This window comes from Ancylobacter sp. Lp-2 (genome assembly GCF_020523795.1).
GTDB lineage: Bacteria > Pseudomonadota > Alphaproteobacteria > Rhizobiales > Xanthobacteraceae > Ancylobacter.
On sequence record NZ_JAJALI010000002.1, the window covers coordinates 15052 to 35620 of the forward strand.

General features: G+C 67.9%; 22 protein-coding genes. 10 read left to right on the forward strand and 12 right to left on the reverse strand.

Features of this window, described 5'->3' with window-relative positions; all coding sequences use genetic code 11:
* Positions 1 to 228: 228 nt before the first annotated feature.
* The 3 genes from LGR54_RS04705 (at position 229) to LGR54_RS04715 (ending at position 3459) form a co-directional block, all read left to right on the forward strand.
* On the forward strand, positions 229 to 981 hold the full coding sequence (locus LGR54_RS04705; RefSeq protein ID WP_230360825.1) for a GntR family transcriptional regulator: 753 nt from the start codon (positions 229 to 231) through the stop codon (positions 979 to 981).
* Positions 982 to 1156: 175 nt separating this feature from the next.
* Entirely contained in the window at positions 1157 to 2536 is a 1380-nt protein-coding gene (locus LGR54_RS04710) for an aminotransferase class III-fold pyridoxal phosphate-dependent enzyme (protein WP_230360826.1), read from the forward strand.
* 62 nt (positions 2537 to 2598) lie between these two features.
* Positions 2599 to 3459 (forward strand): DMT family transporter, encoded by an 861-nt coding sequence (locus LGR54_RS04715; RefSeq protein ID WP_230360827.1) that lies wholly within the window; start codon positions 2599 to 2601, stop codon positions 3457 to 3459.
* Between the two features lie 112 nt (positions 3460 to 3571).
* Here the strand turns inward: LGR54_RS04715 and LGR54_RS04720 are convergent, their stop codons facing one another.
* From LGR54_RS04720 to LGR54_RS04730, 3 genes are read right to left on the reverse strand one after another with little or no spacing between them, the layout of a single operon-like run.
* Complete coding sequence (locus LGR54_RS04720; RefSeq protein WP_230360828.1) at positions 3572 to 4321, reverse strand: SDR family NAD(P)-dependent oxidoreductase; 750 nt, start codon at positions 4319 to 4321, stop codon at positions 3572 to 3574.
* A gap of 20 nt (positions 4322 to 4341) precedes the next feature.
* Positions 4342 to 5070, reverse strand: a complete 729-nt coding sequence (locus LGR54_RS04725) for an aspartate/glutamate racemase family protein (protein ID WP_230360829.1) — start codon at positions 5068 to 5070, stop codon at positions 4342 to 4344.
* A 38-nt stretch (positions 5071 to 5108) separates the two neighbouring features.
* Positions 5109 to 6611 (reverse strand): amidohydrolase family protein, encoded by a 1503-nt coding sequence (locus LGR54_RS04730; RefSeq protein WP_230360830.1) that lies wholly within the window; start codon positions 6609 to 6611, stop codon positions 5109 to 5111.
* Between the two features lie 179 nt (positions 6612 to 6790).
* Here LGR54_RS04730 and LGR54_RS04735 point away from each other — a divergent pair, with 179 nt between their 5' ends.
* The 7 genes from LGR54_RS04735 to LGR54_RS04765 all read left to right on the forward strand — a co-directional run bounded on the left by LGR54_RS04735 (position 6791) and on the right by LGR54_RS04765 (position 12577).
* Positions 6791 to 7534 carry a GntR family transcriptional regulator gene (locus LGR54_RS04735; protein WP_230360831.1) on the forward strand — a complete coding sequence of 248 codons (744 nt, stop codon included), beginning with the start codon at positions 6791 to 6793 and terminating at the stop codon, positions 7532 to 7534.
* A 211-nt stretch (positions 7535 to 7745) separates the two neighbouring features.
* The gene (locus LGR54_RS04740) at positions 7746 to 8726 is read left to right on the forward strand and encodes a D-2-hydroxyacid dehydrogenase (protein WP_230360832.1); all 981 of its coding nucleotides are present in this window, start codon (positions 7746 to 7748) and stop codon (positions 8724 to 8726) included.
* Between the two features lie 130 nt (positions 8727 to 8856).
* Positions 8857 to 9696 (forward strand): transporter substrate-binding domain-containing protein, encoded by an 840-nt coding sequence (locus LGR54_RS04745; RefSeq protein WP_230360833.1) that lies wholly within the window; start codon positions 8857 to 8859, stop codon positions 9694 to 9696.
* A 123-nt stretch (positions 9697 to 9819) separates the two neighbouring features.
* Positions 9820 to 10467, forward strand: coding sequence for an amino acid ABC transporter permease (locus tag LGR54_RS04750; RefSeq protein WP_230360834.1), 648 nt, complete (start codon positions 9820 to 9822; stop codon positions 10465 to 10467).
* Positions 10464 to 11120, forward strand: a complete 657-nt coding sequence (locus LGR54_RS04755) for an amino acid ABC transporter permease (protein WP_214008881.1) — start codon at positions 10464 to 10466, stop codon at positions 11118 to 11120. Before LGR54_RS04750 ends, LGR54_RS04755 begins: the two co-directional genes overlap by 4 nt.
* Positions 11120 to 11920 carry an amino acid ABC transporter ATP-binding protein gene (locus tag LGR54_RS04760; RefSeq protein WP_255607270.1) on the forward strand — a complete coding sequence of 267 codons (801 nt, stop codon included), beginning with the start codon at positions 11120 to 11122 and terminating at the stop codon, positions 11918 to 11920. The genes LGR54_RS04755 and LGR54_RS04760 overlap by 1 nt, the downstream gene beginning before the upstream one ends.
* Positions 11921 to 11938: 18 nt before the next feature.
* A complete protein-coding gene (locus LGR54_RS04765; RefSeq protein ID WP_230360835.1) occupies positions 11939 to 12577 on the forward strand; it encodes a DUF1989 domain-containing protein in 639 nt (212 codons plus the stop codon).
* 118 nt (positions 12578 to 12695) lie between these two features.
* Here LGR54_RS04765 and LGR54_RS04770 read toward each other — a convergent pair whose 3' ends face one another.
* From LGR54_RS04770 to LGR54_RS04810, 9 genes are all read right to left on the reverse strand, one after another.
* Complete coding sequence (locus LGR54_RS04770) at positions 12696 to 13877, reverse strand: hypothetical protein (protein ID WP_230360836.1); 1182 nt, start codon at positions 13875 to 13877, stop codon at positions 12696 to 12698.
* Positions 13871 to 14485, reverse strand: coding sequence for a hypothetical protein (locus LGR54_RS04775; RefSeq protein ID WP_230360837.1), 615 nt, complete (start codon positions 14483 to 14485; stop codon positions 13871 to 13873). The genes LGR54_RS04770 and LGR54_RS04775 overlap by 7 nt, the downstream gene beginning before the upstream one ends.
* Complete coding sequence (locus tag LGR54_RS04780; protein ID WP_230360838.1) at positions 14482 to 15369, reverse strand: VWA domain-containing protein; 888 nt, start codon at positions 15367 to 15369, stop codon at positions 14482 to 14484. The genes LGR54_RS04775 and LGR54_RS04780 overlap by 4 nt, the downstream gene beginning before the upstream one ends.
* Positions 15366 to 16307 (reverse strand): VWA domain-containing protein, encoded by a 942-nt coding sequence (locus LGR54_RS04785; RefSeq protein ID WP_230360839.1) that lies wholly within the window; start codon positions 16305 to 16307, stop codon positions 15366 to 15368. The genes LGR54_RS04780 and LGR54_RS04785 overlap by 4 nt, the downstream gene beginning before the upstream one ends.
* Positions 16304 to 16645, reverse strand: coding sequence for a hypothetical protein (locus LGR54_RS04790; RefSeq protein WP_230360840.1), 342 nt, complete (start codon positions 16643 to 16645; stop codon positions 16304 to 16306). Before LGR54_RS04790 ends, LGR54_RS04785 begins: the two co-directional genes overlap by 4 nt.
* Positions 16632 to 17471, reverse strand: coding sequence for a DUF58 domain-containing protein (locus tag LGR54_RS04795; RefSeq protein ID WP_230360841.1), 840 nt, complete (start codon positions 17469 to 17471; stop codon positions 16632 to 16634). The genes LGR54_RS04790 and LGR54_RS04795 overlap by 14 nt, the downstream gene beginning before the upstream one ends.
* Positions 17465 to 18415, reverse strand: coding sequence for a MoxR family ATPase (locus tag LGR54_RS04800; RefSeq protein ID WP_230360842.1), 951 nt, complete (start codon positions 18413 to 18415; stop codon positions 17465 to 17467). Before LGR54_RS04800 ends, LGR54_RS04795 begins: the two co-directional genes overlap by 7 nt.
* A 92-nt stretch (positions 18416 to 18507) precedes the next feature.
* Positions 18508 to 19830: a histidine kinase gene (locus LGR54_RS04805; protein WP_230360843.1), complete on the reverse strand. Its 1323-nt coding sequence runs from the start codon at positions 19828 to 19830 to the stop codon at positions 18508 to 18510.
* Positions 19830 to 20465 carry a response regulator transcription factor gene (locus LGR54_RS04810; RefSeq protein WP_230360844.1) on the reverse strand — a complete coding sequence of 212 codons (636 nt, stop codon included), beginning with the start codon at positions 20463 to 20465 and terminating at the stop codon, positions 19830 to 19832. Before LGR54_RS04810 ends, LGR54_RS04805 begins: the two co-directional genes overlap by 1 nt.
* Between the last annotated feature and the right edge of the window lie 104 nt (positions 20466 to 20569).

Below are 20569 nucleotides of genomic sequence, written 5' to 3' on the forward strand. Positions count from 1 at the left end.
TGGCGCAATCCCTATGTGATCACAGGGGCAGCGAGGGAAACTATAGGGCTGCTCAAAACGGTGTCAATTACTGCGTATGACCATAAAATATGCGATTAAGGATGCAAAGCTGAGCATGCATCTCTCTGGTTGTGTGCGGAGTAGGGCGGTGAGGCGTCTTGTGTGATCACATTCGGCCCGCGACATCGGGCCGGCCATTCCGGCAGCAAAATCCGTGATATAGCGGCAATGGCCGATGATGCGGCTGCCGAGATGGTCGGGGAGTGGGCAATGGTGGATCTGGAGGCGAGCAGGGCGGGGCACACTCTCTCCGGGCAGATCGCCGACGCTCTGCGTCACCGGTTGCTGATGGGCGAGTTTCTGCCGGGTGCGAAGCTGTCGCTGCGTTCGCTGGCGGCCAGCTACGGCACCAGCATGCAGCCGGTGCGCGATGCGTTCTCGTCTCTCGTTGCCGAGGATGCGCTGGAGATCACGCCGACGCGGGTGATCCAGGTTCCCGAACTCAGCCGTCAGAACTGCGATGACATCTTCCGCATGCGTGCGCTCATCGAGGGCGACGCTGCGGCGCTGTTCGTGCGGCGCGCGAGCGAACAGGAGTTCGCCGATTTGCAGGCGCTGTCGGAGGCCGTGCGGCCGGCGCAACTCGGCATGGCCTTCACCGACCACATGCGGGCGCACATAAGGGGCTTCAACGACTGGTCGTTCTTCGTTGGCGACCGTTGTGGCTCGCCGTTGATGATGACGCTGATCCATCGTCTGCGGGTACGAATGGCGCCGGCGGTGGCGCTCGCGCTGTGCCGCGATGCCGATGAGGACTACTCCTTCCTCGAATTCTCCACCCACATCATGATGGAAATGGCCTGGGCGGCGCGCTCGCGTGATGGCGAGCGGATGCGCGACCTGCGCCGGTCCGACATCCTCACCTACCAGCGCTATCTCTACCGGCGCCTCGGCTGGTCGCTTGAAGGTGCGTCGCTCTAGTCGGGGTCATTCGTGATCACAGGCGCGCGCCGGGCGCTATGGTGTGGCGCGCGAGTGGCGTCTCGGTGCGTTTCTATTCTTTCGAATACTCGCGACGACATTCCCGCTTGACCACCGTCGCGCTGCGCCCTTAGCCTTGCGCCATCTGTGATCACACAAAGCGAGAGGCGCGACGATGAACGTCCTGGCGCGGGGCACCAATCTCCCCGGCAATTCGGCTCTGCTGCCGTTCTCCAACCTGCAGAAGCTGCGGGAGGAGCGCCCGCTGATGTTCGTGCGGGGTCAGGGCATCTACACCTTCGACGAGCAGGGCAAGGACTACATCGAGGCGGTCTCGACCTTCTATTGCGTCAATCTCGGCTTCAGCGACGAGGAGCTGATCGAGGCGGCGGTCGAGCAGCTGCGCGCCCTGCCGATGTATCCGTCGGGCATTCACCGGACGGTGCCGGTGGTGCTGGAGCTGGCCGAGCGGCTGGCAGCGGTCGCCCCGGTGCGCGGCGGCCATGTGATGTTCGCCACCACCGGCTCGGAAGCGAACGACCAGCTGGTCAAGTTCACCTGGTACGCCAACCGCGTCGCCGGCGAACCGAAGCGCCGCAAGATCATCTCGCGCCGCGCCAGCTATCACGGCGGCACCATCGCCACCACGGCGCTGGGCGGCAGCGCCGGGCTGCAGGAGGCGTTCGGCATCCCGACCGGCGACAGCCTGTTCGTCTCGCATCCGACCTGGCCGATCGGCGCGCTGCCGGGCGAGACCGAGGTCGCCTACGCCGATCGCCTGGTCGAGGAGCTGCGGCAGACCATCGAGGACGCCGGGCCGGAGACCGTCGCTGCCTTCATCGCCGAGCCGGTTTCGGTGTCGTCGGGCATGTTCCCGCCGCCGGTCGGTTACTTCGCCAAGATCAAGGCGCTGCTGGATGGCTACGGCATCCGCCTCTATGCCGACGAGGTGGTGACCGGCTTCGGTCGCACCGGCAAGATGTGGGGCAGTGAGACGCTCGGCATCGAGCCCGATTGCATCAGCTGCGCCAAGGGACTGTCCGGCGCCTATCAGCCGATCTCGGCGGTGGTGATGTCGGACGATTTCTATCGTCATCTCGAGGAGGGCGCCAACGCGGCCGGCATCTTCAACCATGGCGGCACCTATGGCGGCCATCCGGTGTCCGCCGCCGTGGCCCTCAAGGTGCTCGACATCTATGAGCGGCGCAACATTCTCGGCCATGTGCAGTCGGTGATGCCGGCCTGGCAGAAGGCGCTGGCGAGCCTTGAGGACCACCCGCTGGTCACCGCCACCCGCTGCTTCGGCATGGCCGGCGCCGTGCAGATCGCACTACCGGGCGAGGGCGGCCCGGCCGCCGCCTCGCCCTCGCTGGCGCCGGGCGGGCTCAGCCAGCAACTCTATATGGCCGGTCTGGCGGCCGGCGTGGTGGTGCGTCCGCTGCAGGGCTGCGTGGTGCTGTCGCCGCCGCTGATCATCACCGAAGCGGAGATCGGCGAGCTGGCCCGCCGCCTGCGCCTTGCCCTCGACGCGACGCTCGCCGCGCTGCCGCGCTGAACCGCCGTCATCCGCGCCTGCCAAGGGGGCGGCGATGGTCGCCCCCGGGTCCGAGTTCCGACATGTCCCTGACCGACAAGCTTCTGGCCGCGGCGGTGGTCGCCTGCTGGTCCGCCAATCTCGTGCTGGTGAAGCTCGGGGTGGCGGAAATTCCGCCGCTCCTGATGAGCCTGCTTCGCTTCATGCTCGTGGCGGCGCTGCTGGTACCGTTCCGGCCCATCTCGCGCCAGCAGCTGCCATGGATCCTGCTGGTGTCCATCACCTTCGGCGCCATGCATTTCGGCTTTCTCTTCATAGCCCTCGGCCTCACGGAGGCCGGCACCAGCGCGGTGCTGGTGCAACTCGGCGCGCCGATCGCCAGCCTGCTCGCCTGCCTGGTCTTTCGCGAGCCGCTTGGCGTCGTGCGCGCGGCGGGGCTCTTCATGACGGTCGTCGGCGTGGTGGTGCTGGCGCTCGGTCCCACCTTTCCTGGTCCGCTGGTGCTCGGCCTGCTGGTCGCCAGTGCCATCGGCTGGGCGATCACCAATCTGGTGGTGAAGCTGATGCCGCCCATCGACGCGATGGCGCTGACGGGCTGGTCGGCGCTGTTCGCCATTCCGCAAATGGCGCTCGCCACCGCGCTGTTCGAGGATCACGCCTGGGCCAGTCTTTCTGGCGCCGGCTGGCACGGCTGGATCGCTGTTGTCTACAGCGCGCTGATCTCCTCGGTGCTGGCCTATGGCATCTGGTACCGGCTCCTGGCGCGCAACGCTGTGAATGCCGTCGTGCCCTATTCCATGCTGAATCCGGTATTCGCCATCGGCCTCGGCGCCCTCGTCTTCGGCGAGACCGTGCCGGCGTTGAAGCTGGTCGGTACGTTACTCATCCTCTCCGGCGTGGTGCTCGTGCTGTTGCCACGCCGAATCGCCGTCGATGCCGGCTGATGAGGATAACGGAGCGATGGGACCTCTCTTAGTGGCAGTCTGCGAATAGCGGCGAATACGCCGCCGCATCGCGAACCTTCGGCGTGCTGACGGAGCTCGACCGCCAACTCGTTCAGGGCATTACGGTGCCGCAGTTCGGGTCGAGGGTCTGGCCCGTGAAGGCATCTCCATCGGCGGAAGCGAGAAACACCACCGAGCGGCCGACATCGCGCGGATGCCCCCAGCGCTTGAGCGGGATCTTCTCGCGTACCGCGTCCGTGTATTCCGGCCCGGCGCGGAAGCGGCCGGTAGCCGTCGGCCCCGGCGCCACGCAGTTGACGGTGATCTCGGGGGCCAGCGCGAGGGCGAGCGACTTCGACATTGCGATCACCCCCGCCTTGGCCGCCGCGTAGTGCGGCAGATGCGGGTCGCCGATATAGGCCTGCTCGGAGGCGATGTTGACGATGCGCCCGCCGCCGCGCGCCCGCAGATGCGGGATCGCCGCCTGCGCGAGGAAGAACGGACCGCGCAGGTTCAAGTCCAGCATCTCGTCGTAATCCGCCTCGGTGATGTCGAGCAGCGGCTTGTGGCGCGAATAGCCGGCATTGTTTACCAGGAGGTCGAGACCCCCCAGCGCCCGCACGGCCTCTTCCATGAGGCGCCGGCAGTCGGCGACCACCGAAACATCCCCCGCCACCGGAAAGGCGCGCCGGCCCAGCCGCTCGATCTCACCGACGACCTCGAGACTTTCCTCCGGCCGGTTGAAGTCGGCGACGGCGACATCGGCACCTTCCTCCGCGAGGCAGATGGCGATCGCCCGGCCGATGCTTTCGCGGCGTCCGGCGCCGGTCACCAGCGCGAGCTTTCCCTCAAGCCGTCCCATCGATCATCCTCCAAGCTGCGTTACGACGCAGTGCCGCCAATCGCCGCCGGCTTCAGGGCGAAAGGTCCGCCCCAGCGGGTCAGCCCGGCCGGATCCTGTCCTGCCAGCACGAGGCATTTCCACAAAGTGACCGAAATGGAGTCCAGCACGGCGATGCGGAGCTCGCGCTCGAGCGTCGGCGCGATCGCCGAGCCCTTGAGATTGGTACAGACGATGGCGACGACGTCGCAGCCTTCCCGCGCCACCTCGCGCGCCATGCGGGCGATCTCGTCCTCGTCGACCTCGCCGAAGGCAAAATTGTCGCTGAGGTCGAGGTGGCGCTCCGCCGTGACGGCAAAGCCGGCTGCTCCCCAGTTCGCCTGGATCCGCGCCTGCACATCGGCGGTGTAGGGCGTGACCAGCCCGATGCGGCGGAAGCCGCCGAGGCGGAACAGGTCGCGGAAGGCGAGCACCGCCGTGCAAGCCTCGATGCCGGTGCGCTCCCGGATCGCCGCGCACAGCGCCTCGTCGCGCTCGAAACCGAGCCAGGCGGCGGAGGTGCCGTTCCAACCGATGACGTCGACCTTGGCGTCGGCCAGCAGGTCGGCGGCGGCGAGAATGCCCTCGGGGGCGAACTGGCCGAGGGCGGCCGGGGACAGGCCGATCTCGGTGACGCGAAAGCGTGAGAAATGCGCGCTCGCATTGTCGAGGTCGGCGAGCATGGCCGAGGTCAGCGGCTCCAGCACCGTGTTGGACGATGGTGTCAGCATGCCGAGCCGTGCGACGGGGCTCAGGGGAGAAGGTGTTGTCACGACAGTCTCGCTGGGAAGGTCGAAGCATCGATCGGATGGCAGGCGCAGCGCGCCCGGATGCGCCGGAGGGCGGGCTCCATGCGGGCCACTTCGGCCTCGGCACGGTCGTAGAACGGCGCGAGCGAACGGAATTCCTCGCGCGCCTCGGCGAGCAGGGCGGGCTCGTCGAGGCGGGTCAGCCTTCCCCCGCGCATGACGATCGCGCCGTCGACCACGACCGTGTCGATGGATTGGCCGCGCTCGGCGTGAACCAGTTGCTGGAGCAGGTTGTTGGCTGGTGTGAAGCCGACGCCGTCGAGACGGTACAGGACGAGGTCGGCCGTGGCACCGACCTCGACTGTCCCGAGATCCTCGCCGCGGCCGAGCGCGATGGCCCCGCCGCGTGTCGCCGCCCGCCAGGCCTCCTCGGCACCGACCCAGTCTTCGGGTTCCTCGCCGCGCAGGGTGTGCAGTGCGGTGGCCAGTCCGACCGAATTGAGCATGTTGGCGGTATCGGTGGAGGCGCAGCCGTCGGTGGCGAGGCTGACATTGACGCCGGCATCGAGGAGGGCACGCAGGGGGGCGATGCCGGAGCCGAGGCGCAGATTGCTCCACGGATTGTGCTGCACGGTGGCGCCGCTGCGCGCGATCAGCTCGATATCGCGCGGCATCAGCCACACGCAGTGGATCAGCGTCGTCTTCGGCCGCAGCAGGCCGAGGCGGTCGAGATACTCGACATAGGTGCAGCCGTGCTCCAACTGCGCGGTGACCACCTGCAACCGGGTCTCCTGCACGTGGATGATCAGCGGCAGGTCGTGGCGGTTGGCGAGCTCGCGGCAGCGCCGCAGGAACGCTTCCGAGCAGCGCTGCGGCGCCGACGGCGCGACGACGAAGCCGACGCGGGAACGCGCCGGGTGCCGCTCGGCCGCCAGTTGCTCGGCCAGCGCGAGCAGGTCCTCGCCCGAAGCGCGGGGCGCGGCGCGCAGCTCGTCGAGGAGGGCGAGCTCGAATTCCTCCTGCACGAAGGGCAGCGCCTCGAAGAAGGGCTTGTCCATCATGCTCAGCCCGACGAGGGCGCGGATGCCGATATCCTCGTAAGCCTGGTGAACCGCCGCCAGATGCTCGCGGTTCAATGCCGCCCCGAGATTGAGATCGTCGACGAGGGTGGTGGCGCCCGACCGCAACGTCTCGATGGCGCCGATCAGCGTGCGCAGATAGACCTGCCGCGCGGTGAGCGGGACGGGCTGCGGCGGTCGCACGAAATTCATCCACAGTTCCAGCGGCAGGTTGCGGAAGCGCCCCTTCTGGAAATGCTCGTGCGAATGGACGTGGCCGTTGATCATGCCGGGCGCGAGCAGCCCGCCAGCGCCGTCCACGAGATTGCCGCCATAGTGGCCAGGATCCAGGCTGCCGGCCGGGCCGATGGCGGCGATGCGCCCGGCTGCCACGGCGAGGTCGGCAGGCTCACTGACGCTGCTGTCCCCGAGAATCCGGCAGTTCTGGATGAGAAACGGGTTCAATCGTGGCCACCTGCTGTCCCCAAGAGGCTTAGTCCCGAGGCGTCGCAACTGTCAATATTGAATGCAATCTATGTGTGTTGAATTCATATGCATGATATCGAATTTTGTTCAAAAATCATGCACGCAAAATCAATGAGATGGAGGCAAGTGGCGGGAGTGGTAGACGAAACAATGGTAGCATGTATTTTCCTGCCAGAGATTCGAGCAGCCCTTCCCCTTCAGAGGTAACTTCGCCGATGGCCACGCTTCTGAATCGCCGGGATCCGGGACAGGGCAGCGCTTCCGAGCGCTCTCCGCTCCATGATGATGTCGTTGATCAGCTGCGGCAGATGATCATCCGTTGCGAACTCGTGCCGGGCGAGAGGTTTACCGAGCAGAAACTGGTCGAGAAGTTCGGCGTCTCGCGCACGCCGCTGCGCGAAGCCTTGAAGATCCTGGCATCCGAAGGGCTGGTGGAGATGCGCCCGCATCGGGGCAGCTCGGTGTCTCCCATTTCCATCGAGGAGATATCGGAGACTTTCGCCGTGCTCGGGACGCTGGAGGAAATGGCCGGCCCGCTGGTCTGCGATCGGGTCTCGAATGTCGATATTGCAAGGCTCGAGCGCATCAAGGACGAGATGAGCAGCAAGCGCGACGCGACCGATCGCAACAGCTATTTCGAGCTCAACGTCGCCTTCCATCAGTCGATGATCGCGCTCAGCGGCAATGCGGTGCTGTCCGCCACCTATAACCAGCTGTTCGGCAAGCTTCAGCGCGCCCGCTATCTGGTGAATGACGACCAGAACCGCTGGAGCGAGTCCGCGCGCGAGCACTCCTGGATCATGGAAGCGCTGCGCCAGCGCGACGGCGCCGAACTCTCCAAGCGGTTGAGGGAGCACAATTCCCGCACCGCGCAGGCCGTGCTCGACAAGCTGCGCGGCTGACCCGCCGCGCCGGATCGGGCGGCGCTGGCATCCTCCTTGCTGAGAAGGGCAGGGCCCAGAGGCGGCGCGCCGGTCGCGTCCGTCCATGGCTCCCCGCCTGCATCGCCCTGCCTCTCGGGGCATGCCCCCGCATTCGGTGACGCGAGCGCCCCGTTGCCCGCGCGAAGGACGATCCATGTCTCAGCCTATGTCTCAGCCGACGCCTAAGCCCTTGCATCTTCATATTGATAACCGATCCGCGCTCGGCCCTGTCTTCCAGGCGACGCCCGAGCGCGTCGAGGCGGCGCTGGCCAAGCGCCCGGACCTGCGGGCGCAGCTGAACATCACCATCGGGACGGACGGGGCGGAGTTCAAGCGCGCCATGCAGACCGCCGACATCCTGTTCGGCTGGCAGTTCGACCGCGAGCTGATCGCGCGCGGCGAGGCGCCCCGGCTGCGCTGGGTCCACGCCCATGGCGCCGGCATCAACCATTTGCTGCCGCTCGATTGGCTGCCCAAGCGTGCCGTGCTGACCAACAGCCGCGGCATCCACGCCGAAAAGGCCGACGAATACACGGTCATGGCGCTGCTGATGCTCAACAACCGCCTGCCGGAAAGCGCCACCCACCAGCGCGCCGCGCACTGGGAGCAGGTGTTCTCCTCCTCCATCGTCGGCAAGACCGTGTTGATCATCGGTGTCGGCCATATCGGTGCCGGCGCGGCGCGCTGGGCCAAGCGCTTCGGCCTGCATGTGGTGGGTATCCGCCGCAGCGGCCGGCGCCATCCGCACGTCCACGAAATGCACACGCCCGACGCGCTGCACGCCCTGCTGCCGCGGGCGGATTTCGTGCTGGTGACCGCGCCGCACACCGACGAGACCACCCACCTGATCGGCGCTGCCGAGCTCGCGCTGATGAAGGACGGCGCGGGGCTGGTGAACTATAGCCGCGCCAATCTCGTCGACTATGACGCGCTGCGCGCCGAGCTGGAGGCGGGACGGCTGAGCGCCGTGCTCGACGTCTTCGATCCCGAGCCGCTGCCGGCCTCCTCGCCGCTCTGGCAGACGCCCAACCTGATCATGACGCCGCATTGCTCGTCCGACGATACCGAGCTCTACACGCCGAAGACGCTCGATCTCGTGCTGCGCAACGTCGAGCGCTTCATCGCCGGCAAGCCGTTGCTGAACAAGGTCAATCCCGCCCGCCAGTATTGACGGACCGCTCTGGGGGAGGCGTTGAAATTTAATTCAGCGCCTTCCGTTTGGGGACAAGGCACACCTCTTGCATTCATTTCTGGCTGACGCAGGCGGCCCCGTCCAACCCCGCCCGCTGGAGGATATACGGATGACAGGTTTCAAGCTTCTGGCTCGTCGGTGGGTGCTCGCAGCGCTGGCGCTGACGGCCGCCGGAACGGTGGTCGGCACGCCCGCCCGTGCCGCCACGCTGGAGGAGATCAAGGCCCGGGGCTACATGGTCGTGGCCACCGAGGACGACTACAAGCCGTTCGAATTCCTCGAGGACGGCAAGCCGACCGGCTTCGACAACGAGCTGCTGGTCGAGCTGCGCAAGTTCGTTCCCTTCGAGATCCGCCAGGAGATCATTCCGTGGTCGGGCATCCTCGCCGGCGTCGCCAGCGGCAAGTACGACATGGCGCTGACCGCGGTGATCATCACCAAGCCGCGCATGGAAACGCTGGCCTTCACCACGCCGATCGCCGACGCGACGCATTTCTACGTCAAGCGCAAGGACGACGCCTCGATCAAGGAGATCAAGGACCTTGCCGGCAAGAAGGTCGGCGTGCAGACCGGCAGCGCCCAGCTCGACAAGCTGCCCGAGCTTCAGGTCATGCTCGACAAGACCGGCGGCAAGCTCGGCGAAGTGGTCCAGTACGGCTCCTATCCCGAGGCCTATCAGGATCTCGCCCTCGGGCGTCTCGACTATGTGGTGAACACCATCATCAACCTGCGCTCGCTGGTGAAGGACAAGCCGGAGGTGTTCGAGCTCGGTCAGGCGGTCTCTGGCCGCACCGTTCCGGCCTGGGCGATCAAGAAGGGCAACACCGAGCTCGTCGAGCTGATCAACGCCTTCCTCGCCGAGCAGAAGAAGAACGGCAACCTCGCCAAGCTGCAGGAGAAATGGTTCGGCCAGTCCTTCCCGGACCTGCCGGTTCACTTCGAGCCCTGACGTTCCCCGCCGGTCGCCTCGCGCGGCCGGCGGCCTGGTGTTCCTCTTGCCGGCCGCCTTGGGTGGCCGGCGGCCTGATGTTTCCGGTGCCGGCTGCCTCAAACGGCCGGCGGATGGCCGCTCATGACATTAAACGCCTTTCTCTCGCTGCTGCACGGCGCCGGCGTGACGATCTCGGTCTCCATGGCCGGGATCGCGCTGGGCGTCCCGTTCGGCCTGGCGCTGGCGCTGCTGCGCTGGCAGCGCGTGCCGCTGCTGGCGCCGCTCGCCACCGTCTATGTCAGCCTGCTGCGCTCGACGCCGGCGGTGACGCTGTGCCTGCTGATCTTCTTCGCGCTGCCGGTGATCGGCATCGAGATCGACGCGCTGAGCGCGGCGGTGGCGACGCTCGCCCTCAACACGGCGGCGTTCAATTGCGAGATCTGGCGCTCCGGGCTGATGAATTTCTCGCGTGACCAGATCGAGGCGGCGCGCACCTTCGGCATGAGCGGGCCGCTCACCTTCCGGCGCATCATCTTCCCCCAGCTCTGGCGAACCTGCCTGCCGAGCCTCGTCAACGAGATGACGCTGCTCATCAAGTCGAGCACCGCCATCGCGGTGATCGGCGTGGCCGAGATCACCCGCGCCGCCATCCGCATCGGCGCGCAGACCTATGATCCGCTGCCGCCCATGCTGGTGGCGACCGGCATCTACATCGTGCTGGTGCTGGTGTTCGTCGGGCTCCAGCGCTTCACCGAGCGCGTCTACGGGCACGCGGGAGGTGCGGCATGATCCGCGACTTCTCCCTGATCTGGCAGAGCGCCGACCGCCTGCTCGACGGATTGATCAACACCGTCCTGCTCAGCCTCGTCGGCGCCGTGCTGGCGCTGGCGCTCGGGGCGCTGCTGGCGATCCCGCTGATGGCGTCGAACCCGGTGCTGCGGCTGGTCAGCCGCGGCTTCGTCGACCTGATGCGCTGCGTGCCGTTCCTCATGCTGACCTATCTCGTCTATTACGGCCTGCCGCGGCTGGGGCTGCGCTTCGACAACTGGACGGCCGGCCTCGTCGCCATCGTCGTCTACAACACCGCCTACATGGCCGAGATCATTCGCGGCATCTGGAGCCGGCTGGAGCGCGAGACCATCGAGGCGGCGGTCGCCTTCGGCTTCCATGGCTGGCGACTGGTCTCGCGCATCATCCTGCCGCAGATCGTGCTCGCCGCCGGGCCGATGATCGGCAATCAGCTGATCCAGATCATCAAGGATACGGCGTTCCTGACGATCATCGCGGTGCCCGAACTGACCCACGCCGCCAACAGCATCCAGGCGCAGTATTTCATCCCCTTCGCGACCTTCATCACCGCGGTGCTGCTGTACTGGGCGCTGTGCATGCTGGTGGAGGTCGGGGTCTATGCCGTCGAACGTATCGCGGAGAAGCGACGCTGATGACTGACACTGCTTCCGAAACCCGCGACGCCCCGGTGCTCGCTCCGGTGCTGGAGATCGGCGGGCTCACCAAGACCTTCGACGACAAGGTCGTGCTCGACGGCGTCTCGCTGACCGTCGCGCGCGGGCAGACCGTCTGCCTGCTCGGGCCGAGCGGCTCGGGCAAGTCGACGCTGCTGCGCTGCGTGAACTGGCTGGAGAAGCCCGACCAGGGCACCGTGCTGCTCTGCGGCGAGCGCATCGGCATGCGTCCGGGCGGCGTGGTGCCGATGGGCAATGCCGAGCTCGCCAAACTGCGCATGCGCATGGGCACGGTGTTCCAGCATTTCAATCTCTGGCCCCACCTGACGGTGTTGCAGAACATCATCGAGGCGCCGGTTTATGTGCAGAAGCGGCGGCGCGACGAGGTGATCGCCGAGGCGGAGGCGCTGTTGGAGAATGTCGGCCTCGCCGACAAGCGCGACGCCTTTCCCAGCCGGCTGTCGGGCGGGCAGAAGCAGCGCGTCGGCATCGCCCGCGCGCTGGCGATGAAGCCCGAGCTGCTCTTGTTCGACGAGCCGACCTCGGCGCTCGACCCCGAGCTGGTGGGCGAGGTGGTGGCGGTGATGAAGAGCCTGTCGCAGGCCGGCAGCACCATGCTCGTCGTCACCCATGAGATGGGCTTCGCCCGCGAGACCGCCGACAAGGTGGTGCTGATGGATGGCGGCCGCGTCGTCGAGGAAGGTGGGCCGGAGGAGTTCTTCGGCAATCCGCGCACCGAGCGCGCCCGCCAGTTCCTGCAACGCTATGTGAGCGCCTGACGGCTTCAGGAGGATCGAATGAACGAGACTACGACAGCCGCTGCGGCCGGGCTCGACGGCGTGGTCTATGACTTCGTGGTGCCGGCGCGCCAGCCATGGAGCCGTGTGATCAAGGCCGGCGAGATCCTGCGCATCATCGACCTCGAAGGCCAGCAGGCGGTGGACTTCCTCTGCTACAACGCCGCCGATCCGGGCGACCGCTACAGCTCGATGAACACCATCAAGGTGCAGGGCAACTCCTATATCGGCAAGGGAACGGTGCTCTACAGCGACGCCGGCGTGCCGCTGTTCACCGTGACCGAGGACACGCTCGGGCGGCACGACACCGTCTATGGCTGTTGCAGCATCCCCAACAACTTTCTGCGCTACGGGGTGAAGACGACCGAGAGCTGCTACTCGAACTTCCTGAGCGAGCTGGCGACGCACGGCATGGACCGCAGCGCCATCGTCTCCAACGTCAATTTCTTCATGCAGGTGCCGATCCTCGACGACGGCAGCGCCGGCGTCGCGGCCGACGTGTCCCCGCCGGGCGGCTTCGTCGATCTGCGGGCGGAGACCGACGTGCTCGCGGTGATCTCGAACTGCCCGCAAATGCACAATCCCTGCAACGCCTACAACCCGACGCCGATCCGCGTCATCGTCCGCACGGCGGACTGAAGAAGCGCCCTCGTGACGGCGCTCGGAGGAGGTCGAGGTGGTTCGCGGCAGTCCAAGCGGTAGGGCGGTCGACCCGCTCACATGACAGACGGCGGCGGAGCAAAGGGCGTGTGACGGGTCATCGAACGTCCCGAGCCCGATCCTGGCGTCCCAAGATTTGCCTTAGCTGGGTTTCCGCATCAAACGCCGACCCGTGGCCGGCTCGTCCATACAGAAACTCATCGAGGTCGGCGGTTTCCCGTCCGCTCAACGGCAGGCCCAGCTCGCGCCGACGACGCAGATAGGGTTCGGCCGCGCGGCGGAGCGCGAGCGGATCCTCGGTCCGGACGGCTCGCTTCAGGGCGCGGCGCGACGGATCGAAGGGGGATAGCTGTCGCAGATTTCGCAGCATGTCCGCTTTCCGACGCCGAGACATCCCGGCGAAGGCCGCGCCGAGGCCAGCCAGCGTGCCGGCTGCGAAGGTGAAGAACGCGGCGCCTGCCTGCCCGGCGGTCAGGTGTTCGGTGCCGCTGCGGTTGTCGCCGAAGCTCGCATAGCCGAACGGAATGGCGGGGATCTCGGCGACACGCATCTGTCGAGTGACGGTATCGAACCAGGGGAGGGCGACGGCCGGGAGCACGCCGGGTTCTCCGGTCTTGGGACGAAGATGCCAATCCCAGGTGACGGTCGTCACCGGCCCCTCGGGTGTCAGCCGCAACTCGCGCTGTTCCGGCGCCGCAAAACTGATCAGCCACGGTTCACGCATGGCCGGGCGAGGCGGCAGCAAATGCGGAAGTGTTCCATCTGCCGTCACCGTGACCCGTCGGACCAGGGTTTCGCCATCGCGCAGTGCGCCGGGTGCGGTCGACAGCGTATCCTCGACGGCAAGGTGGCGGGCGGAGAGCGGCGTAGCCGGGCCCGGGAAGGGCGCTACCGGCAGCGAGATCGGCGGAGCCGTCACGTCCAGCGGCTCGCGCAGATTGTTCGCGCCGACCACGGTCAGATGATGGGTGACAGGTCCGATGGCGAGGGGGCCGGAGTGCCGGGGGAAGACGGCAAGGCGGCGCTCGAACACACGAACGGTCCGGCCGCCGATCTGTTCGTCTCGCCACTGGTCTCGCGCAAGCTGTACCCAGTCATAGGTGTCCGAGCCGGGAAAGGTCAGCGTCTCCAACGTGATCTGACGCGTGTATTCGCCCCTGAGGGTCACCGGGATCATCTCGCCGACGACCGGCTGCATCTCGGGTACGACGAGACGCAGGCTGTCGGCACGGGCACTGCCGGCCAGCAGGATGAGAAGAATGGCAAGCCGGATCACCATCTGTCGCCCTCGTCCGGTCTGATGGTGCCGAGACCGGCTCGGCGTTCATATTCCTTGTGGAGCCGCAGGCGCAGAAACTCGCCGGGATCGTCGGAAAGCGTATCCAGCCAAGCATCCGAGGCCGTGAACCCGCGCGCCTCGATCGGCTTTTTCCAGGCTGGATCCGGCGTGCTGTCCATCGTCTGGCCACTCGACTCGCCCGATGGTGCAAGGCCGCCATGACCGGGCAGCCGTCCCGGTGCGACGCCGTCGCCGCGCGTCTTCGGAACCATCGTGTCAATGAGATCGCGCAACTGCCGGGCCTCGGCATCCCCCGGATTGGCGAACAGCACGGCGTCGAGATAGGCGACCGATAGCGCGTGCCGCCCGGTTGCCGCCAGCGTCAGTGCCCGGTTGAAGGTCTGGCTCCGGCCGGCGTCGGCAAGGGCTGCATCGGCGGCGTCGTAGGCCCGATCGCGGTAGAGGGCGAGGCCCCGCGCCGCGTCGTCGTCGAGAAGCATGGCCGCTCCGGGCAGGCCGGTCCAAAGCGCCAGACGCCCCCATGCGGCGGGACCGGCGAGGAGCATGCAGGCCAGGCCTATCGTCGCCGTGAGCGCGGTGCGAATCATGCGCGCCTCCGGAACAGGCCGAGCACGGGAATGCCCGCCAGTGCGACGAGGAGGGGCCCGAGGTCGTAAAATTCCAGCGCGGCGAGGGCCGGATCCGTCTGCCAGGCGTCGCTCCACCTCGACAGGCGGCGAAGCACGGCGTCGGGCGAGCGGGCAGGGGCGGAGGGCGCACCGAGCGTGTCGAGGACGGCCTCGGGAGGTTTTCCACCTGCCGTACCCGTCAGGGCCAGGATGGACAGGCGGATGCCGTCGCCATCGAGGCGCTGGGCTTCCGCACGCGTCGTATCGTCGACGCCGCCGCCATCGGAGATCAGCACGAGATCGGCGTCTTCGGCGCCCTGGAGCATCTGCCGCGCCAAGGCCAGCGCCGCGGCAGGGCGGCTGCCCGCGCCCGGCATGGTATCGGCGCGGAGGACCGCTATCTGGCTCTCCAGCGTGGCGGGGTCGGCGCTGGGCGCGGCCACATCATAGGCCTCGCCCGAATAGAGCAGGAGGCCCACGGGGCGCCCGTCGGCAGCCGCCAGGATGGCGGCCGCCGCGGCCTGCGCGTCGGCGAGGGCCGGGCTTTCGGCAACCGAAGGCGACATGTCGATGGCGATCAGGATCGCGCCTTTTCCCGCGAGCAGGGGGGCATCCGCGCGGGGCACGGCCGGGCCGCAGAGACCGAGGCCGATCAGTCCGGCCGCCGCCAGCGCGGCGAGGCCGGGCCGGCGGGCCATGCCGTTCAGATGGCCCAGCGCCCGCATGGCGGCGAGCATGGCGGGGGGCATCACGCGTTCCCAGCCGCCGGCGGCGGGGCCCCGCCACCATTGCCACAATGCGACGGCGGCGAGGAGCGGCAGGATGGCGAGCCACCAGGGGCGCAACAGGACGAGGGTGCTCATGTCCGCCTCCGAACGGCGAGGAGCACGGCCAGCACCATGGCCGCGCCGGCCGGCCACACCCACAAAGGACGCCAGTAGTGCAGCGGCGGGCGCTTCATCGGATTGGGCTCGAGCTGGTCCAGGGTCGCGGCCATGGCCACGAGATCGTCCATGCTCCGGACCCGGAAGCTGACGCCGCCACCGGCGTCGGCCATGGCGCGCAGCGCGGCGGCATCGACGGCGTCGCGCGACTCCGGCTCGCTCTCCATATCCTCCGGTCCGAGCGCGATCGTGTGGACACGCATCCCATGGCTGGCGGCGAGCCGGGCCGCGTCGCTTGCCGGCACCTTGCCGGATGTATCGACGCCATCCGACAGCAGCACGATGACCTTGCTTCGGGCGTCGCTTTGCAGGAGTCGTCGCGTGGCCAGGCCCAGCCCGTCGGAAATCGCCGTGGAGCGGCCGGAGATGCCGATCTGGGCGATATCGATAGCGTGGGCCACCGAGGCCACGTCGAAGGTGGGCGGCTGCGCGACATAGGCTCGATCGCCGAAGATCACCAGGCCGATCCGATCCCCCCGGCGAGCGGCAACGAAGCGGGCGGCGACGCGCTTGACGGCATCGAGCCGCGATAGCGGCTTGCCGTCCAGCACGAAATCCTCCTTGAGCATGCTGCCGGACAGGTCCAGCGCCAGCACGATCTCGCGTCCGGAGGCGGTCACGACGTCCTTCGCGGCGGGGATTTGCGGGCCGGCGAGCGCCAGCACCAGCGCCGCCCAGGCGGCGATGATCAGCGCGCTGCCCAGACGATCGCCCCGACCTCGGCCAGGAACGGCGGCGGCAAAGGCGCCGGGCGCGACGCGCAGCGAGGCGTTCGCCGGAGCGCCGGCGGCCGGAAGAAGCCGGATCAGCAGGGGCAGCGGCAGCAACAGGAGCGCAAGGGGAAAGGCGAAATTCATCGGGAGGCGCGCCTCGCCTTCAGCGCAATGCGCTCGATCGCGGCGTCGCCAAGTGGCGGCGCGGCCCCATAGGTCATGTCGCGCAGCTCATGCGGCAGGTATCCAAGAACGCGCGCGATGGCGAGGGACCGCTCTTCCGGCGTCATTCCGCGTGTGGCGCGGATCAGCGCACGTCGCGAGGGCCGGCGCTCGACGAAAGGGGCCGCACACCCGTACAGCAGGGCGGCCAGCAGCAATCCGGCGCCGAAGAGCAACACGTAATCCATGGCGTGAAGCTGCATGAGGGCAGGCGGCAACCGCCCTTCCGGCAGCACGGCGATCAGCTCAGCCTGCGTCATCGGCGATGATCTCGAGGTTCACATTCAGCGCGCGCAGGCGCTGGGACAGCGAGGCGGGATCGAAGGGGCGCAGCCGCGCGGATCGGCTCAGCGTACCGGCGTGAATGGGGAGGGTCTGCGGCGGCGGACCGGTGTCGAGCGGGTCGAGCGGCAGGACCAGGCGCACCCGTCGCCGGCGTGCGAGCCGGGCGAGGGACAGTTCGTCCGAGGGGCCGATGCCTTCCGCATCGGTCGCGATGAGTATCTCGGCGCCCGGAGGGGCCAACCGTCCGGCGCGGGCGAGCACATCGGCGAGGGAGCGGTCTCCACTTCCCGCCTCCAGGGCGTGCCGGTGTCGATCGGCCAGCATATGGCTGATCCGGCTCATCTGCGGCACGCCGCCGCCGAGCGGAACAATGGCCGCACCGGCGGCATCGACTCCGATGGCCGCCAGCGATGCGCCTCGCGCGATCGCCTGCCAGCCCCGCCGGGCGAGTATTCGCGCCGCACGGACGGAACGCAGCGACGTCCCGGTGCCCCAGAGCATGGGCGGACGGAAATCGGCGATCAGCAGCACCGTGTCGTCGCGATCCTCGTGGAAGCTGCGGATATGCGGGGTGCCGGTGCGAGCGGTGGCGGCGTGGTCGATCCGCCGGATATCGTCGCCCTCCGTGAAGGCACGGATCTCCCGTAGATCCATGCCTGCGCCGGTTGGCGGGGCGGGAAGCGCGCCAGGCCGACGTGAGGCGGGGCGGTGGCGACCGGTCCTGAGGTGGCCTTCTCTTAGCGACAGCAGCTCTGCGGCATGAAGCCGGATGCCTGGCGAGTCGAATGCGGCGCTCACCATGGCTCGACCTTGCGCAAGATATCCGCGACGAGGCTGCGCCCGGTGCGCCCCTCGCCGAGGGCGGTCCAACTGGGGATCAGCCGGTGAGCGAGTGCATCGGCCGCAAGCGCGGTGACATCCTCGGGCAGGACGTAGTCGCGCCCTCTCAGCCAGGCGCGCGCCTGCGCGGCCACGGCAAGTGCCAGGGTGCCGCGCGGGGAAATGGGATGCTCGACCCATTCGGCGACGGCGCCGCCGGCGCGCGAGGCCATGACCAGCCGGACGATGAAGTCCTTGAGCGCGGGAGCGAGATGCACCCTCGCGACCTCTGCCTTCGCCTCATGCAGCTTTTCGACCGAAAGCGGAATCGAGGCCAGGGACGGCGGCGCGATCCGCTCGGCCGTCACCAGATCGAGGATCGCCCGTTCCTGCTCGGCCAGAGGCAGGCTGAGGGAGAGATGCAGCAGGAAGCGGTCCATCTGCGCCTCCGGCAATGGAAACGTGCCCTCGTGTTCGATCGGGTTCTGGGTGGCGACGACCATGAAGGGATCGGGCAGGGGGCGGGTCACGCCCGAGGTGGTGACCTGACCTTCCGCCATGGCCTCCAGCAGCGCCGACTGGACCTTCGGCGGGGCCCGGTTGATCTCGTCCACCAGCACCAGCGCGTGGAAGAGCGGACCGGGCATGAAATCGAAGCCGCCGGTTTCCGGGCGGAAAACCTGCGTGCCGGTGAGGTCCGACGGCAGCAGGTCCGGCGTGCACTGGATGCGCGCGTGGCTGCCGGGGAGATGGGCGGCGAGGCGCTTGACGGCGCGGGTCTTGGCGATGCCCGGCGGCCCCTCGATCAGCACATGCCCGCCGGCGAGCAGCGCGATCAGCAGCCGCTCGACCATTTCCTCATGTCCGATCAGGCCTACGGCCACTTCGGCACCGAGGCGGGTGATCGGATGGCTCATGTCGTTCATGCAGGAAGCCTCCCTGTGTCCGCGGAGGATGCGCGCGGGCACCCACGGCCGCCAGAGAGGCTTTCCCGACCGACCCGGGAAGATCGCCCGGGTCAGCGCGGCAGTCGGGCCAGCGCGCGCATGCCGCCCTCGACCGGGGCCAGAGAGAAACTGCCCCCCAGGGCGTCGACCCGCTCCCGGATGCCGAGCAGGCCATAGCCATCCCCAATCGAGCCGTCATGGCGGGGCGAGCCGTCATCCGTGGCGGTAAGGACGATGTCGGCGGCGACCTCGATCCGAAGCGAGACCATCTTCGGCGCGCCATGACGTATGGCGTTGGTCACGCATTCCTGGGCGATGCGGTAGAGGCTGAGCGCCAGTTCGTCCGGCACGGCGTCGATGTCGCCGGTAAGCTCAAGCCCGAAGCGCACGGCCGGTACGCGGCTGCGCCAGTCCGCCACCAGCCGCTCCAGAGCCGGGCGCAACCCCAGATCGTCGAGGTCCGGCGGTCGCAGCCGGGAGAGTTCCGCCCGCAGGCTGTCCATCATCTGGCCGGTTATTTCGGCGATGCGCGCGCCGTCTTCGGCCGTGGATTCTCCGGATTGGGTGATCGCCGCGGCCAAAGCCCGGGTGGCCGTCAGGCACTGGCCGAACTCGTCGTGAAGTTCGCGCGCCAGCGCCCGCCTTTCGCTTTCCTGCACGGTGAACAGCCGTCGGGTGAGATCGGTTCGTTGCGCCTGCGCGTCCTGCAGCGTCGCGGCGGTGTCATTCAACGCGGAACTCAGCTGGTCGAATTCCGCGACGTGCAGATGGGGCAGGCGGGTGGCGAAGTCGCCGCGCCGCAATCGCTCGATCCCGCGCAATATGGTGCGGAACGGTGCCAGCAGGCGGACCACGAGAAGCCCGGTCAGGACGGCGCCGCCGATCGCCATGCCCACCGCGACGCGCATCAGATCGCCCGTGCGGGCCCAGGCCCGCGTGATGATGACGCCCGGATCGGCGATGGCGGTCACATAGGCGTCGGAGACGTACCGTGTCCGGACGGGCACGGCGATCGGCTCGGGTACCAGGCCGACGTGCCGTGCCAGCCACACGAACCATTCCGGAGGCACGGCGGCCGCCAGATAGGGACCGCAGCGCCGTTGTACCGGTTGATCCCGGGGGCCGAGCTCGACGCATATTCCCGGCGCGATCAGGCTCCAGGCTGGAAATTGCTGCCAATCGCGAAACACCGGCATCGGTGCCACGCCACCGAAGGCGAGGCCCTCGAAGCTCGGCCGGGCGGCGATGGCATCGGAAACCAGCGTGGCGGTGGTCTGTGTATCCCGTCGGGCGGCGTTTGCCGTATCCCAGAGCACCCAGCCGGCGGCAGTCAGCACGGTCAGCAGCCCTGCCGCCAATACCCGCAACACCAGCTGGGGCAGCAGTCCGCGCATCATATCGCCGGGACGAGGCCGGCGCGCTGGGCCTTCAGCATGAGCTCGGCATCGCCGGAAGCGCCGAGTTTGGCGCGGATCTGTGACAGGTTGTTCTGCACCGTCTTGGACGAGAGGCCGAGGCTATGGGCGATGGTCCGTCCGTTCATGCCGCGCACCAGGAGAAGAAGGATGTCGCGCTCGCGCGGCGTCAGCCCGGCGAAATCGTCGTTTTCGATGGAGGTGCGTGCGAACTCCTGGGCCATATCGGCCGAGAGCACGCGCCGCCCCGATATCACCGTGGTGATGGCCCGGACGAGTTCGTCCGGCGGACTGCTCTTGGAAACGAAGCCCCGCGCTCCGGCGGCCATGGCCTTCTGCGCGAAGATGGCCCCCTGGTGCATGGAGACGATGATGATGTGGGCTTGCGGGTCGTGCTGGAGGATCGCCTCGACCGCCGCGAAACCGCCGCCTCCCGGCATGGAAAGGTCCATCAGCACGATGTCGGGTCTGTGCTCGGTGAAGGCCGTCAGCGCCGCATCGCCATCGCCGGCTTCGGCCACGACCGAAAAACCGGGCTGGCGTCCCAGCAGCCGGCGGTAGCCTTCGCGCACGATGGGATGATCGTCGACCAGGAGGATGCGGATCGGATCCATGGCGAGAGGATATCGCGAGCCGGCTTCGGGACAAATGGCGATATGGTCGCGGCTGAGCCGAAGAGGCCGCCGCGTATTGTCCGCCGCGCCAGGGCGCGACGGCC

Excerpts from the sequence above, each read along its gene's own strand:
- LGR54_RS04795 (WP_230360841.1), bottom strand. The coding sequence starts at position 17,471 with ATGGTGAGCGCCGCATTCGACTCGCCAGGCATCCGGCTTCATGCCGCA.
- LGR54_RS04775 (WP_230360837.1), bottom strand. The coding sequence starts at position 14,485 with ATGATTCGCACCGCGCTCACGGCGACGATAGGCCTGGCCTGCATGCTC.
- LGR54_RS04810 (WP_230360844.1), bottom strand. The coding sequence starts at position 20,465 with ATGGATCCGATCCGCATCCTCCTGGTCGACGATCATCCCATCGTGCGC.
- LGR54_RS04710 (WP_230360826.1), top strand. The coding sequence starts at position 1,157 with ATGAACGTCCTGGCGCGGGGCACCAATCTCCCCGGCAATTCGGCTCTG.
- LGR54_RS04790 (WP_230360840.1), bottom strand. The coding sequence starts at position 16,645 with ATGACGCAGGCTGAGCTGATCGCCGTGCTGCCGGAAGGGCGGTTGCCG.
- LGR54_RS04750 (WP_230360834.1), top strand. The coding sequence starts at position 9,820 with ATGACATTAAACGCCTTTCTCTCGCTGCTGCACGGCGCCGGCGTGACG.
- LGR54_RS04760 (WP_255607270.1), top strand. The coding sequence starts at position 11,120 with ATGACTGACACTGCTTCCGAAACCCGCGACGCCCCGGTGCTCGCTCCG.
- LGR54_RS04755 (WP_214008881.1), top strand. The coding sequence starts at position 10,464 with ATGATCCGCGACTTCTCCCTGATCTGGCAGAGCGCCGACCGCCTGCTC.
- LGR54_RS04735 (WP_230360831.1), top strand. The coding sequence starts at position 6,791 with ATGTATTTTCCTGCCAGAGATTCGAGCAGCCCTTCCCCTTCAGAGGTA.
- LGR54_RS04780 (WP_230360838.1), bottom strand. The coding sequence starts at position 15,369 with ATGAGCACCCTCGTCCTGTTGCGCCCCTGGTGGCTCGCCATCCTGCCG.
- LGR54_RS04705 (WP_230360825.1), top strand. The coding sequence starts at position 229 with ATGGCCGATGATGCGGCTGCCGAGATGGTCGGGGAGTGGGCAATGGTG.
- LGR54_RS04805 (WP_230360843.1), bottom strand. The coding sequence starts at position 19,830 with ATGCGCGGACTGCTGCCCCAGCTGGTGTTGCGGGTATTGGCGGCAGGG.
- LGR54_RS04765 (WP_230360835.1), top strand. The coding sequence starts at position 11,939 with ATGAACGAGACTACGACAGCCGCTGCGGCCGGGCTCGACGGCGTGGTC.
- LGR54_RS04715 (WP_230360827.1), top strand. The coding sequence starts at position 2,599 with ATGTCCCTGACCGACAAGCTTCTGGCCGCGGCGGTGGTCGCCTGCTGG.
- LGR54_RS04720 (WP_230360828.1), bottom strand. The coding sequence starts at position 4,321 with ATGGGACGGCTTGAGGGAAAGCTCGCGCTGGTGACCGGCGCCGGACGC.
- LGR54_RS04770 (WP_230360836.1), bottom strand. The coding sequence starts at position 13,877 with ATGGTGATCCGGCTTGCCATTCTTCTCATCCTGCTGGCCGGCAGTGCC.
- LGR54_RS04745 (WP_230360833.1), top strand. The coding sequence starts at position 8,857 with ATGACAGGTTTCAAGCTTCTGGCTCGTCGGTGGGTGCTCGCAGCGCTG.
- LGR54_RS04785 (WP_230360839.1), bottom strand. The coding sequence starts at position 16,307 with ATGAATTTCGCCTTTCCCCTTGCGCTCCTGTTGCTGCCGCTGCCCCTG.
- LGR54_RS04725 (WP_230360829.1), bottom strand. The coding sequence starts at position 5,070 with ATGCTGACACCATCGTCCAACACGGTGCTGGAGCCGCTGACCTCGGCC.
- LGR54_RS04800 (WP_230360842.1), bottom strand. The coding sequence starts at position 18,415 with ATGAACGACATGAGCCATCCGATCACCCGCCTCGGTGCCGAAGTGGCC.